General features: G+C 46.4%; 19 protein-coding genes. 9 read left to right on the plus strand and 10 right to left on the minus strand.

Annotated features, from left to right (window positions below):
• Nucleotides 1-13: 13 nt before the first annotated feature.
• Nucleotides 14-688 (minus strand): hypothetical protein, encoded by a 675-nt coding sequence (locus LFX17_RS15255; protein ID WP_238730971.1) that lies wholly within the window; start codon nt 686-688, stop codon nt 14-16.
• Nucleotides 685-1,392, minus strand: coding sequence for an alpha/beta hydrolase (locus LFX17_RS15260; protein WP_238730972.1), 708 nt, complete (start codon nt 1,390-1,392; stop codon nt 685-687). The genes LFX17_RS15255 and LFX17_RS15260 overlap by 4 nt, the downstream gene beginning before the upstream one ends.
• Nucleotides 1,393-1,552: 160 nt before the next feature.
• Between LFX17_RS15260 and LFX17_RS15265 the strand changes: the two genes are divergently transcribed.
• From LFX17_RS15265 to LFX17_RS15275, 3 genes are all read left to right on the plus strand, one after another.
• Nucleotides 1,553-2,320, plus strand: coding sequence for a beta-ketoacyl-ACP reductase (locus LFX17_RS15265; protein ID WP_238730973.1), 768 nt, complete (start codon nt 1,553-1,555; stop codon nt 2,318-2,320).
• A gap of 193 nt (nt 2,321-2,513) precedes the next feature.
• Nucleotides 2,514-3,578, plus strand: a complete 1,065-nt coding sequence (locus LFX17_RS15270) for an Lsa36 family surface (lipo)protein (protein WP_238747249.1) — start codon at nt 2,514-2,516, stop codon at nt 3,576-3,578.
• Nucleotides 3,579-3,856: 278 nt separating this feature from the next.
• Nucleotides 3,857-4,681, plus strand: coding sequence for a sterol desaturase family protein (locus LFX17_RS15275; RefSeq protein ID WP_238747250.1), 825 nt, complete (start codon nt 3,857-3,859; stop codon nt 4,679-4,681).
• 98 nt (nt 4,682-4,779) lie between these two features.
• Here LFX17_RS15275 and LFX17_RS15280 read toward each other — a convergent pair whose 3' ends face one another.
• Nucleotides 4,780-5,826 carry an AraC family transcriptional regulator gene (locus tag LFX17_RS15280; RefSeq protein ID WP_238747251.1) on the minus strand — a complete coding sequence of 349 codons (1,047 nt, stop codon included), beginning with the start codon at nt 5,824-5,826 and terminating at the stop codon, nt 4,780-4,782.
• A gap of 152 nt (nt 5,827-5,978) precedes the next feature.
• Between LFX17_RS15280 and LFX17_RS15285 the strand changes: the two genes are divergently transcribed.
• The 4 genes from LFX17_RS15285 to LFX17_RS15300 all read left to right on the plus strand — a co-directional run bounded on the left by LFX17_RS15285 (nt 5,979) and on the right by LFX17_RS15300 (nt 7,564).
• Nucleotides 5,979-6,335: a Zn-ribbon domain-containing OB-fold protein gene (locus tag LFX17_RS15285; protein WP_238731623.1), complete on the plus strand. Its 357-nt coding sequence runs from the start codon at nt 5,979-5,981 to the stop codon at nt 6,333-6,335.
• Nucleotides 6,336-6,453: 118 nt separating this feature from the next.
• Nucleotides 6,454-6,870 (plus strand): c-type cytochrome, encoded by a 417-nt coding sequence (locus tag LFX17_RS15290; RefSeq protein WP_238730977.1) that lies wholly within the window; start codon nt 6,454-6,456, stop codon nt 6,868-6,870.
• A 90-nt stretch (nt 6,871-6,960) separates the two neighbouring features.
• Entirely contained in the window at nt 6,961-7,176 is a 216-nt protein-coding gene (locus LFX17_RS15295) for a hypothetical protein (protein ID WP_238730978.1), read from the plus strand.
• A gap of 49 nt (nt 7,177-7,225) precedes the next feature.
• Nucleotides 7,226-7,564: an STAS domain-containing protein gene (locus LFX17_RS15300; RefSeq protein ID WP_118955053.1), complete on the plus strand. Its 339-nt coding sequence runs from the start codon at nt 7,226-7,228 to the stop codon at nt 7,562-7,564.
• Here LFX17_RS15300 and kdsB read toward each other — a convergent pair.
• The 7 genes from kdsB to LFX17_RS15335 form a co-directional block, all read right to left on the minus strand.
• On the minus strand, nt 7,557-8,297 hold the full coding sequence (gene kdsB / locus LFX17_RS15305) for a 3-deoxy-manno-octulosonate cytidylyltransferase (RefSeq protein WP_238747252.1): 741 nt from the start codon (nt 8,295-8,297) through the stop codon (nt 7,557-7,559). The two genes, LFX17_RS15300 and kdsB, sit on opposite strands and share 8 nt — an antisense overlap.
• A complete protein-coding gene (locus tag LFX17_RS15310; RefSeq protein ID WP_010573664.1) occupies nt 8,297-8,821 on the minus strand; it encodes a flagellar basal body-associated FliL family protein in 525 nt (174 codons plus the stop codon). The genes kdsB and LFX17_RS15310 overlap by 1 nt, the downstream gene beginning before the upstream one ends.
• 40 nt (nt 8,822-8,861) lie before the next feature.
• On the minus strand, nt 8,862-9,689 hold the full coding sequence (gene motB, locus LFX17_RS15315) for a flagellar motor protein MotB (protein WP_118955051.1): 828 nt from the start codon (nt 9,687-9,689) through the stop codon (nt 8,862-8,864).
• Between the two features lie 15 nt (nt 9,690-9,704).
• Nucleotides 9,705-10,487, minus strand: coding sequence for a motility protein A (locus tag LFX17_RS15320; RefSeq protein ID WP_017810132.1), 783 nt, complete (start codon nt 10,485-10,487; stop codon nt 9,705-9,707).
• Between the two features lie 6 nt (nt 10,488-10,493).
• A complete protein-coding gene (locus LFX17_RS15325; RefSeq protein ID WP_118964293.1) occupies nt 10,494-10,718 on the minus strand; it encodes a flagellar FlbD family protein in 225 nt (74 codons plus the stop codon).
• Nucleotides 10,719-10,723: 5 nt separating this feature from the next.
• Entirely contained in the window at nt 10,724-11,824 is a 1,101-nt protein-coding gene (locus LFX17_RS15330) for a glycosyltransferase (RefSeq protein ID WP_238747253.1), read from the minus strand.
• Between the two features lie 326 nt (nt 11,825-12,150).
• Complete coding sequence (locus LFX17_RS15335; RefSeq protein WP_238730981.1) at nt 12,151-12,951, minus strand: MlaD family protein; 801 nt, start codon at nt 12,949-12,951, stop codon at nt 12,151-12,153.
• Nucleotides 12,952-13,217: 266 nt separating this feature from the next.
• Here LFX17_RS15335 and LFX17_RS15340 point away from each other — a divergent pair, with 266 nt between their 5' ends.
• On the plus strand, nt 13,218-13,964 hold the full coding sequence (locus LFX17_RS15340) for a cell division protein FtsQ/DivIB (RefSeq protein ID WP_118955043.1): 747 nt from the start codon (nt 13,218-13,220) through the stop codon (nt 13,962-13,964).
• Nucleotide 13,965: 1 nt separating this feature from the next.
• Nucleotides 13,966-15,195 (plus strand): cell division protein FtsA, encoded by a 1,230-nt coding sequence (gene ftsA / locus LFX17_RS15345; RefSeq protein WP_135573873.1) that lies wholly within the window; start codon nt 13,966-13,968, stop codon nt 15,193-15,195.
• Nucleotides 15,196-15,203: the final 8 nt, after the last annotated feature.

Below are 15,203 nucleotides of genomic sequence, written 5' to 3' on the forward strand. Positions count from 1 at the left end.
CTCAGTCCGATTCTCATCCGCTTTCCGGAACCTCGTCGAGATAACTTTTCAATTCTTCTTTGAGTCCGGGAGGAAGTTGAAGGCCGGAACTCTCGATCCGTTCGTTGTATTTGCTGAACGAAAATCGATGACGCGAAGTTCTCAGATAATCCGCGAGCGCTTCCGAACCCCAATCCAAAATGTCTTGGATGTATTCTTCGTTTTCTTCCAGCTTTTCGCAATACGGTATAAACAAAGGACGATTGACCGGTCTTCCGATCGTTCTGTAGAACATCAGGCGTTTGAGAAGATCGCTGTCCTTCAACGTGTCCTTCTGTTCCATCGCCTTCTCCACCATTCTTAGATTGATACAATCCAAGAATTCGACTTTGAGGTGATCGTCTTTCAGACGTTTGCAAAGAGAGGCTTTGATTTCTTCGGTTTCGTAGAGAAAATTAGGACAATATTCGGGACATTCCGTTTCTTTATGAAGATCGCAAAAATGAAGGAGAATACAATCGATATCGGAAGCGGTTTCCACGATTCCGAAATTGATCGATCCCAAGATTTCCACGCCCGTATGAAAGCCCTTGTCTTCGAGTTCTTTCAGCGCAATACGAAAGGCCTGCATTCGTTTGAGGGCTTCTTTGGTATCGTAATTTCGATATTTGTTTTTTAAAGCGATGTATTTCTCTACAAGTTTCGTCATCCGGTGATGTTCCTGAGATACAGGTTCATACCCCTAAGTACGATCTCTGGAATTTCATGTCCACCCGGAAAAGCGATCATTTCCCCTTTCCATCCGGCTCCGATTAACAGTTGTTCGAGTTTTTTTGCGGCGGGATAACCGAGGACCGGATCCATTCTTCCGTGACTTTGAAAAAACTTATAGTCCTTCTTTTTTTCCGCAAGGCGCTTCCAATCCGTTTCACTGATCAACGTCCCCGAAAGAATCAGCAAACCTGCCGGAGAAATTTCGGAATGAAGCGCTATGTCCGTTGCGAGCATCGCACCTTGACTGAAACCTCCAAGGATCACCTTGTCCATAGAGACTCCTAAACTGCGGATCATCTCGACGGCCTTCTCGCGAGCGCTTTCCAAACCTGCCGGATAACGATCCGAAAAATCGCGATACCCGCCGGTCATCATCGCTCGTTGTAAAGCTTCCATGTCGATCGGGAACCAAGCCCTTCCGTTATAACCGGGCATTACAGGAATCTCCAACACGCCGTTGGGGAAAAGCCAATTCGTTCCGTCGGGAAGATCCAAATAGGCGCTGAGAGGAGAAAGATCGTACGCGTTCGCTCCGTAACCGTGAAACAAAATCACAGTGAAAGCGTCCGGATTACCGGGCAAATGAACTGCTTCGATCGGGCCGACCATCTCCAAAGGGCGATTGTAAGAAGATTGCATGTCTAAATTCTCCAAAAACGAAATGAAAGAATGTTCATCTAACGAGTCTACCGTTGCAATTTGAAAAGGCAAAGGAAATTCGAGAGAAAGTTTTTACTTGGCAATTCTATTTCTCCCGCGGAAATGGAAAGCCAATTAGAAACTCGACGCGAGGGAAATCATGTCTAAACAATTCGAAGGGAAAGTAGCACTCGTTACCGGAGCGGCGTCTCCGCGCGGTCTCGGAAGAGCGATCGCAAATACAATCGCAAAAGAAGGAGGCGACATAGTAGTCGTCGACTTAAACAAAGAACATATCGAACAAGCGGCCGCCGATATCGCGAAAGAATTCGGCGTAAAAACGTTGGGAATTCCCTGCAACGTCACCAAACCGGACGACTGCGACGCGGTCATCGCCGGTGTAAAAGATAAATTCGGAAAACTCGACTTTCTCGTGAACAACGCCGGAGTATTGAAGGACAATCTTTTCATGAGAATGTCCGAGCAGGAATTCGACTTCGTTCTCGACGTAAACTTGAAGGGAGTTTTCTTGATGACCAAGTATGCGTCCAAACTTCTTCTCAAAGCCGAGTCCGGAAGAATCGTAAACATCTCCTCCGTTTCGGGACTTACGGGACAACCGGGACAAGCGAACTACTCCTCTTCCAAAGCGGGAGTGATCGCTCTTACGAAAGTTGCCGCGAGAGAATTTGCGGGAAGAAACGTTCTCGTAAACGCGGTTTGTCCGGGTTACGTTCAAACCGATATGACCGCCTCCCTTCCGGAAGAAGTTCAAAAGAAACTCACCGATCCGATGTTCATTCCTCTTCGTAGACCGGGAACACAACAAGAGATCGCAAACGCGGTGAAATTTTTCCTAAGCGATCAGTCCAATTACATCACCGGAACTTATTTGAGAGTCGACGGCGGCGCCGCGATCGGAATGTAAGATGGAAACACGCGGAGAGAAGAATCTCGAGCAATCCTGATTTTGTTCTCCGCGTTGTTTGAACGGCTCGCTGCGCATTTCGAACGCTTTTGTATCACGAAATCTAGTTCTTTCTTTTTCCAAACAATTCCGTTTATTCTTCTTAACGTAAAACGCTTTCCTAAGAATCCGGTTTTTACAAGCTGTTCCTAACTTGAAACGTTACGCATTCTTAATACTGCTATCTTTGATCGTATTCTCGTCCGCAAAATCCGTATTTTCCGAGGCGGTTTGTGTCGGCGTAGAATGCGCTTCCATCCCGGCGGAAATCACGTTGGGAGCAAATCTCGTCGATCCGGCCTTGGACGCGGTTTATACGAAGGAATTCCTTCTTTCGATGGGAGAAGCGGCCGTCCTGCAGAACATCAACTCATCTTTGTTAGGCGGGAACAAACTCGATCAAGGGAGAATCGGAATCGGTTATTCGATCGCGAGAACCAACCTAAGTCCGCGGAATTATCTGTTTGAGAACTCGGAACTTCGGGAGCTTCCGAAGCAGGGAATCGCGGCTTCTCCTTCGATCAGTTTCGGAGTCAACCTGGGCTCGCTCTTTGACAAACCGAGTCCGTTTTTATCCAAATGGGATCTTCACTTTCATTATTTTCCGTATCAACTTTCCGAACAAAACGTTCCTTTTTTAAAACTCAGAAAAACGGATCTGCACGGCAAAGTGGCGAACTCCGGTCTGAATCTTCGTTTTTTCCCGTTTGCGGAAGCGAAGAATTCTTTCGGAGAGGAAACAAAGGGCGGACTTTCGTTCGGGTTCGGTTTGTATCAATCGTTGCAGACGGTAAGTCTTCATTCTTACGATCGTAAACCGACAAATATCAATCTCGGCGGTCAAAGAAGAAAGTGGATCGGAATCAACGATCTAACATACAATTCTAATATTTATTCGGCGACCTTGGACGTTCGTTACGCGGAGTCGATCGGCTTTTTCACTCTTTACGGCGGTTTGGGCGCGATGTACAACCGCGGGACGTTGAACATTCAAGTGGATCGAAACGTCGCTCTTTCTTCCGCAAACAATCGGGAAGATTTTTTAACCAACCCTACTCTCGCTTTCCTAAGCTTGGAACGGAATCTTTCCATCGATCATACAAACTGGTACGGAACCTTCGGTATGGAATTTACCTTCGGAAGAGCGAACTTTCTAATCGAAGTTCTGAAAAATAAAAATTCGGAATCGGTCAGCGCGGGCGTATTCTATCGTTTTTGAATGTTCTCGGTTTTCGCAAATCTTCTTTTCGATTTTCTTTCGGTTCTTAAAGTCCCGAACCGGAAGATATGGTTCTCTGGGCAAAATCGGCGCGCTTCCGAATCGATTCCCCAAGGCCGATCGGCTTAACTCCCTTTCACTACGGCTTTTTAATCCGAAAAGACTGATCGAATCCGGCTTCGATCGGCTTTTGTCCGGATTCGATAAGAAAAGAAGCCGGAAATGCGTTTTACTATTTCCGAAAGTTCGGAGAAAAACCCGAACGAAAGGAAAAAACAATGAACGAACAATCTCAATGGATTCAAACCGCGGTCGAGTTACTTCCACACATACCGAAAGTCTTTCTCATCGATTTTCTCCGCTACTTCGTGTTTGCGGGCGTCGCCTTCGTAGTTCTGTATGTATGGAAACATCCCTTTCAAAACAGAAAGATTCAGGCTAAACAAGCGCAACCGTCTCAGTTTCGAAAAGAATTCCTCTATTCGATTTCCTCAGTTACGGTTTATACGGCGGTAACTCTTACCGTTTTATTTTTTCGAAAATTCGGTTATTTCCGATTTTATGACAACATCCAAGAACACGGATGGAGTTATTTGTTTTTCAGCGCTCTTCTCATTTTGGTGATCCAAGACTTTTACTTTTACTGGACTCACCGTTTGATGCACACTCGTCTGCTCTTCAAGGCATTTCATAAGGTTCATCACGAATCGGTTACGCCTTCTCCTTGGACCGCTTATTCGTTTAGTCCGGGAGAAGCGTTCATACACGCGCTGATTCTGCCGATCGTCGTTTCGCTGTTTCCCGTTCATACATTGGCTTTATTGATTTCGATGACGTTTCAGATCGTCAGAAACGTATTGGGACACAGCGGTTACGAAATGTTTCCCCGCTGGTTTCTTTCCAATCGAATCCTGAAATATATCAACACGAACACGAATCACGATATGCATCACCAATTCTTTCGTTACAATTTCGGACTCTATACGACGATCTGGGACGAGATATTCGGAACGATTCATCCGGAATATGAGAAAACCTTTAACAAGATCACCGAAGAAAAAGATGCGGGTGTTTCGGAGGAAATCGAACTCGGAGCGAATTAAAAACGCCGATCCGATCGATCGAAAAACGTGTTTCGAAAAAACGAACGTTAAGAACGAAATCGGATTCCAAGCGGATCTGCGCTTCTTCGGTTTCTTTCTTATCGTTTCAGTTGCGGAACCTGCTTTCTAAAATCGGAAGGTGTGGTTCCGGCAATTTCCTTAAACGCGCGATTGAAAGGCGCCAAAGAACCGTAACCGAGATCCATCGCGATCCGTAAAACGGGAATGTCGTTCTTTGTCTGGTCCGATAAGATCGCCTTCGCTTCCCGGATTCGATAATGATTTAAGAATTCGTTGAAATTTCTATAGTCGAGACCTTGGTTGATCAACCTGCGGATTTTCTTTTCGGAAACTCCGATTTTTTGAGCCAGCTTCAAAATCGTCAGATTCTCCATGAGATATATCTTTTCCTCTTCCAAAAGTGAATTCAATTTTTTGAATAAAACCTCGTCCAAAGGTTCTTCTTTTTTTCGATCCGGAATCAAAAACGTGTTTTCCCGAAATTCGAAAAGTTTAAAGGAAAAGAAAAAAACAAGGATCATGATCAAGAACGAATTCACTAAATCCAGCTCCGCGGAATAGTCGGAGTATTTGAGAATCAATTCGATCAAAACGACGGAGATCGCGTACGAGCCGGTTACGAAAACGAAAAGAACCCGGAATTCCCTTCTGGATTCGATCAAATCAATATTCTTATCTTTTAATACGTTTCCCAACGCCAATAGAAGAAGCGTCAAAAATATCAACTGAGGCGCGCTAAAAAGAATTTTGGAAAAAATCGAAGTTTCATAATACGTTTTCGAAAAAACGAACACGTAAAAACAGAACGCATTGATCAAAAGAAACGATACTCCGTGCAGAAAACTCGGACGAAAGCGATCCACAAACAAACTCGAAACGAAAAGGTAAAAAAAGAAGGAAACCGAATAGCAGCCGACGTGAACGAGTAGAAATACGGCCGGATTCGCCTCCGAGTGACGTAGCATCGGACAGATAAAATACGCGATCAAACTGGATAAAAATAAACTTCCGAAAATCCCTTGGGTTGTCGCCTTCATTCTCACTAAAAAGTTAAGAATCAAAAAACTCAGTTGTGCGATCGTAATCGCCTTACAGAAAAGAATCAAATTCGTCATTTCAAACATTTCGCACCCGATAAATCCGATCCTACGTCCGGTCTTTTTTAGACCTCGCCGTGAATTCTTACCTTACGAAACCGGATTTGCCTGAAAAGACAAATTAAAAAAAGAAGTGCAATCAAAAGCGGGCCGTATTCCCATTCTTCAGAGGGTTTAAAATGTCCGGAACTATATTAGAAATTTTGAAAGGAAAGAAGTGCGATTCCTGCGGTTTTCAAATGACCGAACCTTTGGTCGCCTGTACGCAGTGCGGGAGTTCCAAGATTTCCGAAACCCGGTTCAGCGGACTCGGAAAAATCTACACCTATACCGTGGTTCACGTAGGTTTCGGTCATCTTGCAAAAAGAGCGCCGTACGTATTAGCGGTTGTGGAACTTGAGGAAGGAATCAAAACGATGGGAATCTTGGAGGGAGAAGTTTCCGGTGTTCCTGTAACCGAATCCGTAAAGATCGATCTTCCCGTACGCTTTCAAAAAGAAGAATCCGGAACGGGTTTCATCTTCCACCCGGCGTAATTGGATTTTTCGGAACTTGAGAAAAATCAAGTCTCGTGACATTTGCCTGACAAAAAAATCCTATCGTGAAATTTCCTCGTACGATAAGCTGGTTCGCAATAAATAGAGGTGATTTTCGATGAACTCCAAAAATATGATCATTTCCATCGTGATCGCTCTTACCTCTCTGGTTCTGTTTTTGAACTGTGGAGATAAGTCCGAAAAACCGGCCGAAACTTCCGCACCTGCCGCGACCGAAACCGCTTCCGCTCTCAGCCCCGAACTTCAAAAAGGACAGGAAATCTTTTTACAAAACTGCGCTTCCTGTCACGGTGAAAAAGGAGCTGGGGACGGAGCCGCTGCGGCAAGTCTCAATCCGAAACCTCGTAACTATAAGGCTCCGGCCGGACAGTGGAAAAACGGAAATACGGAAGCCGGAGTTCTAAAAACTCTGAACAACGGGATTGCCGGAAGTCCGATGGTCGCTTACAAGTTCTTAGGTGATGAGAATCTGAAACTACTTGCAAAATACGTAGTTCACCTTTCTCAAAACTAAGATTTTCTTCGGGTCGGGAAGCGTTCGTTTTCCGGCCCTTCTTCCCTTTTTCGACTGGAATTTTTTAAACCTTCAATCCATGTTATTCTTGTGAATCAATCCAAAACACTGCCGCCTTGCGGCGAAGACTGCGGAATCAGCAGAACCTCTCCCAACTCTCGCGAAGAAAAAACATATACCAAACTCGGAATCTTTTTAATCCTTTTTGGGATTTCCTCCAAACCCCGAGCAGTTAAATTTTATTGTAAAAAATGCGGGCGACAATTTGACCAATTGTCCGAAATCGAACTCGGAAATTATGCGTAATTCGATTGACTTTAATGGAATTTAGCGATTTTTAGTTGATAGATTTCTTATGTCCGACGACTTCAAAATTTTCGTAGATCTTTCCGTGTCAGTTCCCATCATCCATATCGAAGGAGAAATCACTTCGGAAGCGGATGAGGAAATCGTTGGAAAATACGAATCCATTCCCGCAGAAAAAAGAAATAGAGTGATTCTCAACTTTCAGGGAACTTCATACATCAATTCGGCGGGAATCGCGACTCTCATCAGTCTCATTACAAGAGCGTCGGAAACAAAAGGAAAAATCGAGTTCGCCGGTCTGAACGAACATTTCAGAAAGGTGATGGACATCGTCGGATTAACCGACTTCGTGTTAATCCACAATTCTCTGCAAGAAGCTCTTAAGTAACCCACTTTCGTTTTTTAAAATCCTCGATTACGATCTCCAAATCCGCGGGCGTGTCCACGGAAAGTCCCGCTTCTTTTGCCAGAAATACGCCGATCCCGTAACCCGCTTCGATCGCCCTCAGTTGTTCGAGAGATTCGGATTCTTCCAAATTGCTCTTCGGCAAAGAATTGTATTTCAACAGAAAATCCCGATCGTATCCGTAAATTCCTATATGACGATAGAGAGGAACGGTCGCTTTGAACTGACTCGGAATGAGAGATCTGGAAAAGTAGATGGCCTTTCCGTTCTGATCAAAAATGACTTTGACCCGATGGTGATCGGTTCCATGAAAAGGGTCCAACATCGGAACAGCCGCCGTACTCATCGTCCATTCCGGATGAGAAGCTTTGAGGCTTGCCACCCCGTCGATCAACTCGGGCTCGATTCCGGGCTCGTCTCCTTGGATATTTACGATCACGCTAAATTCGGGAAACTTTTCGGCAACTTCGATGATTCGATCGGTTCCGGAAGGATGATCCGCGCTCGTCATGACGCTTTTACCGCCGAATGCTAATACGACATCGTGGATTCTTTCGTCGTCCGTCGCGACGACCAACTCGGATAGAGTGGTCGACCGGGAGGCGTTCCGATACGTCCATTCTATCATCGTTTTATCTCCGATCTTAGCGAGAGGTTTACCCGGAAAACGGGAGCTCGCATAACGCGCCGGAATCACACCGAGAATTTTTTTCATCAGTTGACGATAAATTCCGTGAAGTAAACTTCCTGAATTTTTCCTTCGGTAAGAATGTGATTCACCTGAGCCTTGATCTCTTCCCGAAGATCCAATTGATCCTCGATGTTGATGAGTTCGTCCTTGGACTTTCTTCCCACGATCAGGTTGATCAAGTCGCGCATCTGCGCGTTTCTTTCCGCGAGTTCCGCGGATAAGGTCTGATCTTCCTTCGCGATTCCGAACGCGAGTTTCATCTTTACGAAGTGCGCCTCGCCTTTGTCCGAAGTGTTAATCCGAAATTCTTCCGTGAAGTTGTAGTTCGCGAGCGGAGGAGGAGGTTTTACCAAAGCGACGTTCTTCATCTGTTTGAAAGTGCTCGTCGCCGTTTGTTTCGCGACTACCATCGCTATGATCGCGACGATGATAATTCCGAAAATGGCTCCCGCCACATAAAGAAGCCATTTGATAATGGGAGACGTACCACCGCCCCCCTCGGCCGCGGGTAGCCCGCCTTCTTCCTCGTCTATTTCCGCATCACCCATGGGTCTGCCTCCTGAATCTTGACGTTAGTTGTTCTTCCGATCACTCTTTGCCAGGAACGCTGGACTCGGAGCCGGGTATTTTCGTTTTTGGAAGCCCGAAGTTGGTTTCGTAAGGACTTCTCTTGGTTGACTTATCGGTCATAATTACGATATCGATTCTACGATTGTACGCTTTCGCTTCGGGAGTTCCCGTATATTCCACGACCAAAGGCCGGAACGCTCCGAAACTCACGGCTTGAAACCAGGAAGGATCGAGCTTCTCCACATTGATGATATAATCGGTGGAGTTGATCGCTCTCGCTCCCGCAAGATCCCAGTTGTTGATATAAGCCCGTTCTTCTTTTCCCGGCGGAACTCCCGGGTTGACCGCGTCCGCGTCGCAATGTCCTTCCACGCGAACGAAACGATCCAATTCTTTGATAAGCGAACTCGCTTTTCGAAGCGCGATCTTGATCGAATCGGTTAAAACCGCCGAACCAGGATTGAAATAATCCGCACTTACGAGAGAGATGATCAATCCTCGTTCGTCTTCGGTGATCTTCACCTTGCCCGCCTCCACTTCCGGTTTGAAAATTTCGGTCGCTAACTTTTTGGATTTTGATAACGCCTTTCCGGTGGTTTGAGAAGGAAGACTTTCGATGTTCATTCCCATCTCTTCGAGACGTCCTTTCGAAAGAGTCTGACCTCCGTCGAAAAATCCGGTCGTGGTCTTGAATGCGGAAAGAATGATCTGCATTTCGATCGCGTTCGTTTTACCGGTAGTATAAAGCATGATGAAGAAGCAAAGAAGCAACGTCACCATATCCCCGTATGTGAGCATATACTCGGGGATATTCTGAATACATTCCGGACATTTTGCTTTTGCCATAGTGAAAGCCCGAGTTTACTCGCTGTCGTCCTTGAGAACGTCTCTTTCCGAAGGAGGAAGGAACGATGACAGTTTATCCTTTACGATTCTCGGGTTGTCCCCGGATTGAATCGAAAGAGTTCCTTCGATCATGATTTGTTTGATCGTAAGTTCGTCTTCGGATTTACGCATGAGTTTTTTCATCACGGGAATCGCGAACATGTTGGCGCCCATCGATCCGTACAACGTCGTAATCAAAGCCGCCGCCATCCCCGTTCCGATCGCCGAAGGGTCGCCGGAACCGAGGTTCTTCAACATCTGAACGAGACCGATCAAAGTCCCGATCATCCCGAAGGCTGGAGCCAAGGCGCCCCAGTTTTCCCACCAAGCCTTTCCGTTATTGTGACGGGAAGCGATGTTGCCCATTTCGGTTTCCATGATGTTACGAACGAGTTCGGGGTCCGTTCCGTCCACGACGAGAGTGATTCCTTTGCGTAAGAATTCGTCGGGAAGTTCGTTTACGTCGTCTTCGAGCGCGAGAAGACCTTCCCTTCTCGCTTTTTCGGAGAAGGAGACTAACGTTTTGATGAGTTCGATCAAATCGTGTTTTTCGGTTCTAAACACCTTTTGTGTTACCTTTCCGACCGCAAGAGTGGATTCCCAAGGTACGGCCATGATCGTTCCGGCTGTCGCACCGCCGAAGGTAATCAAAATCGAAGGAACGTCAAAAAGGTCTAACGGAGTTAAACCCGCGGAGATAATCCCGAAAATCATCAGGACACACGCCGCACCTAAACCGACTACTGTTCCAAAATCCATGATATTTTATTCCACCCTTTTGAACTGATCCGGAGAAGATCCCAAAGGAAAAACGAGAATCCGCTTCTTATATTCTAAAATTTTTTCGATAACTTCGGGCACGGATTCCTTGACCACATATTTTCTATCGTTGGAAAGAGTGATCGTAGTATCCGGATTCGCTTCTAAGCTTTCGATATGCGAAGCGTTTAATACGAACTCATCCCCTTTCAGTCTGTGGAGCAAAATCAAAACGTTTATCCTTTTTTCCTTGGAGTTCTGATTCTATTCTCGACCTGCTTGCGGATTTCGATAATGAATTTTTCCTCGGTAAAACGGCTTACGTTCTTTTGAAAATCGGCGGTTTTCCAGGAAATCCGATCCGCCCGATCGATTGCCGCCTGAAAAGAATCCACCGTTTGTTCTTTGAAAAAGATTCCCGTTTTTCCGTCGACGACGGTTTCCAGAGCGCCGCCCTTTCCGTAAGCGATGACCGGGGTCGAATACGCCTGCGCTTCCACGGGGGCAATACCGAAATCTTCCATCCCCGGAAAGAGGAAGGCCTTTGCCTTTTTGTAATATTCCAAAACCTCGTCGCGTTTGAGATGCGGAAGCACTTCGATATTCTTAGGAAGATCCGAAGTGAGTTTTTTAAATTCTTGTCCGCCTCCGATTAGAACGAGACGTTTGCCGTTTTTACGGAATGTCTCGATCGCAAGGTCGATTCTTTTGTAGGGAGCGAATGCGGATACGATGAGATAGAAGTCGTCTTTGTTTTCCGAAACGACCTTCCATTTTTCGGGAAGACAAGGAGGAAAGATGACCTTTGCATCTCTTCTATAAAACTTTTGGATTCTTCTTGCGACGAACTCGGAGTTGGACCAGAACGAATCCACTCTCGAAGCGGAGGCCACGTCCCAGGTTCGGAGATAATTAGAGATCGCTTCAAACGCGAAAAACTTCAGTCCTTTGCGGGCGGGAAAATAATCGTAATACAAATCCCAAACATAACGCATCGGAGAATGCACATAACTGAAATGGATCGAGTCAGGATCGGTGATCACTCCCTTAGCGACACAATGCGAAGAAGAAATCACGAGATCGTATCCCTTCAGATCGAGAGACTCGATCGCCGTGGGAAATAAGGGCAGATACCATCGATACTTGGAATCCTTAAACGGAAGGTTGTCGGTAAACGCGGTTGTGATCTTTCTTTGTTCGATGCGAGCGTTCAACTTTCCGGGCGTGTAGAATAACGTGAACAAGTCGGCTGTCGGATAAATTTTTAAGAGAGAATCGAGGACCAATTCTCCACCCCGCATTCCGTTCAACCAGTCATGAATGATGGCAACTTTCATATTGGATGTATCGGCAGGATCGGAGATTCTCCTCGGCGGGAAAGTGTGGGAACTCATACGATAAGAAGTTGATCGGCGGCCGCATCGGCTTCGCCGTCGCGCTACTCCAGGCTCGCGGAGTCCCGCTCGGTCCGAAAGGGCGGCCCGCAAAAGGTAGATTCTGACGGCATTCTCAAAAACGAAACGGGGTTTCTTTCGGACCAAGCCTTTCGTATCGCTGCGGGTCGTGGTCCGTTGATTTTGCCGTGCAACGGGAGTGTGGGAACTCCTTCGTTTTCCCCGGGATTCCGTTCGTCGTCCGGCGACTCATGAAAGTGTGGGAACTCTTACAACTTCCCGAAGTAATAATCGTTTCCGACGCTGCCGATCAAAGTGGTCCGACGATACAAATTGATCGTAAACGGAGTCGGCGCGGAACGTTCCAACTTACGATAACCTTCCGTATAACGACGCGCGTCGTTGCCGAAAATTCTCGCGTCGGTGAGGAGTTCCAACACATTATCGTAGGTTTCGGGAGAATGGATCAACTGAGGAATCGTTCCTCGGTTCGATTTCAGCTTTTCCGAAATCTCATAAAAGTTATTGAAAGAAGTGCGGATGTCTTCCCGATTTTCTCGGATCACACCGGTGGAAGCCGCAAAGAAATCCTCAAAGTAATCGGCCGAAGGAAGAAAGTCGGGTGGTCGTTGTTCCTCCTCCAGATATGTCGGTTGAAAGAAAGTCGTGTCTTCCTTTTCCGACGAACCCGGATCGATGTCGATGGTTCTTCCCGAAAGAATCGTATTGGTTTGAAACGTAATCTTATAATTGTCCCAAAGAGTGATCGGTTCTTTGAGGCGAATCACGATTTCGATTGCCTTCGTCTGATCCTTGTTCAGGAATCTTTGATCTCCGACCTCGTCGATCGGAACCACATCGAGACTCAACACGATTCCCTGTTCCACTCCCAAGATCCGCACCGGCGCTCCGGGATGAATTCCTTCCAAACGGGGATAATAAATTTTCATCGTGTAGGGATATTGGTCCTTCGTTCCGGCCTTTTCAATCACGGACATATACATCGCCATCGAAAAAGCGAGAAAGAAGGTAACGCCCGTTAGGACCGCCGTGTGTTTGGTAAGATTCATAACCTGTGGACTTTATTAAGATCGGATTTCAAAACGTCGTTGTTCCGTCCTTTTAGGAAAAATGTAGGAACTCCTGCATTTCTCAAAATTCCGATTCGTACTTACGACCCGTTTCTTCCTCTGAGAATGGAACCTCATCGTAAAACCGGCAAATCTTTTCTAAAGCGAAACCTACTCCGTAAAACCAAGGATCAAAAAACGGGCTGTACTTCCGACCGCAGATCCCGATATTGGAACCAGGAAGAAATTTCCACGTAGAAATTACGATGAGACATAATCTGATTGACTTTCTAAGAGAATTCGTACAGAAAAGGAGAAATATTCTCCTTTTAGCTCTACTCATCGGTATTTTGAGCATTGGAATGATTCTCGGGTTCGGCTTTCAAGGAATTCCCCGGGAATTGAATAAGTTGATCATAACGGGGCACGAAAAGCTCAAAACGGAAGAAATCGTAAGAATGCTGGAAATTCAACCCGGAACCTCCTTTGATACGCTGGACTTGGATCTTCTGGAAAAAAGACTTTCCAGACTTCCCCGAGTGAACTCCGCCCGAATCACCAAAAAGTCGGAAGATCAACTTCTCATCGAACTCACGGAACGCAAGGCTTCCTATATCGTAAACTCGGACGGACATCTTTACGAAATCGATTCGGAGTTACGACTTCTTTCCAAAGACGACGTGCGCGAAAAAGATCTTTGTGTGCTTTCCGGAAACTTCCCGATCAAAAACGGCTTTATCCAAGACGCGAGTTTCCGCGATCTTTACAATTCCGTCGAACAAGCCTTCCGCATGTATCCGGCTTTAAAGCCGAGAATCTCCGAGGTTCTTCTGCAGGAAGACGGAGAAATTTTCTTTTTCGCGGACGAACCGATTCAATTAAGAATCCAAATCGGAACCCTTCTTCACAGGGACCAAGTACGAAAGCTCTACGCTATATTAGCATATTTTGAAAAAGACAAGATCCAATCCGAGCTTGTAGACATCAGAGGAGAAGACGCGGTCTATCACTGATATGTTGGAACCGAGAGATAGAATCATCGCCGCGTTGGACTTAGGAACCTCTTTGACGAAAGTGGTCGTTGCCCGTCCCATTTCCGAATACGAAGTCGAAATCATCGGAACCGGAGCGTATCCTTCCTCGGGCGTTAAAAACGGATCCATCATCAATATAGAATCCACCACACGTTCCATCATCGAAGCGGTAAGCGAAGCGGAACTCATGTCCGGTCAGGAAATTTCTTCCGTTGCGGTGAACATCACCGGCAAAACGGTAAAAGCGGACAATTCCAAAGGTGTGGTCGCTATCACGAACCGAGATCGAACCGTAACGGAACCGGACGTCGTTCGAGTGATCGAAGCCGCACAGGCGATCCGCGTTCCGGCCGATCAGCAGATCCTGCACGTCCTTTCCAAGGAATTCTCGGTGGACGATCAAACGAGCATCCGCGATCCGATCGGAATGACAGGAGTTCGACTCGAAGCCGAAGTTCACATAGTAACCGCGGGTATAACAGCAATTCATAATTTAGAAAAATGTGTTGAATCATCGGGGCTTGCCTGCGAGGTTATGATTCTTTCCAGCCTCGCCTCTTCCGAAGCCGTCTTAACTTCGGGAGAAAAGGATTTAGGAACCGCTGTTCTAGACATAGGCGCGGGAATCTGCGATCTGATCGTTTACGTGGACGGTGGAATTTCGTATTCTTCCGTGATTCCGTTCGGAGGAATCAACGTCACAAGCGACATTTCCATCGGACTCAAAACGACATTGGAAACCGCGGAACTTCTCAAAAAAAGATACGGTCATACCGTCCTTTCGGAAATCGATCCAACCGAAACGATCGAAATCCCTCCGATCAGCGGAAGACCCGCAAGACAAGTTCTTAGAGAAGAACTCGTTTCCATAATCGAACCGAGAATGCGGGAAATCTTCGAAATGGCGGATCGTGAGCTGGAAAAGTCCGGCAAAAAAGGACTTCTCGCGGGAGGAGTGATTCTTACCGGAGGAGGAAGCCTTCTGGAAGGAATCGACACTCTCGCCGAGGACGTGTTTCGTCTAACGGCATCCAGGGCAAGACCGGGCGGAATCAGCGGACTTGCGGAAAAAGCGTCTTCTCCCGAATTTTCGACGGTGATCGGAATGATCAAATACGCAGATAGAATGACGGACATGGATCAGAAATCCGTGGATCGTTCGGAAGGTTGGACGAAAAAAATCAGAAGATGGATTGAAGACAATCTTTGACCCGTTCT

It is taken from the genome of Leptospira sanjuanensis (assembly GCF_022267375.1).
Taxonomy (GTDB): domain Bacteria; phylum Spirochaetota; class Leptospiria; order Leptospirales; family Leptospiraceae; genus Leptospira; species Leptospira sanjuanensis.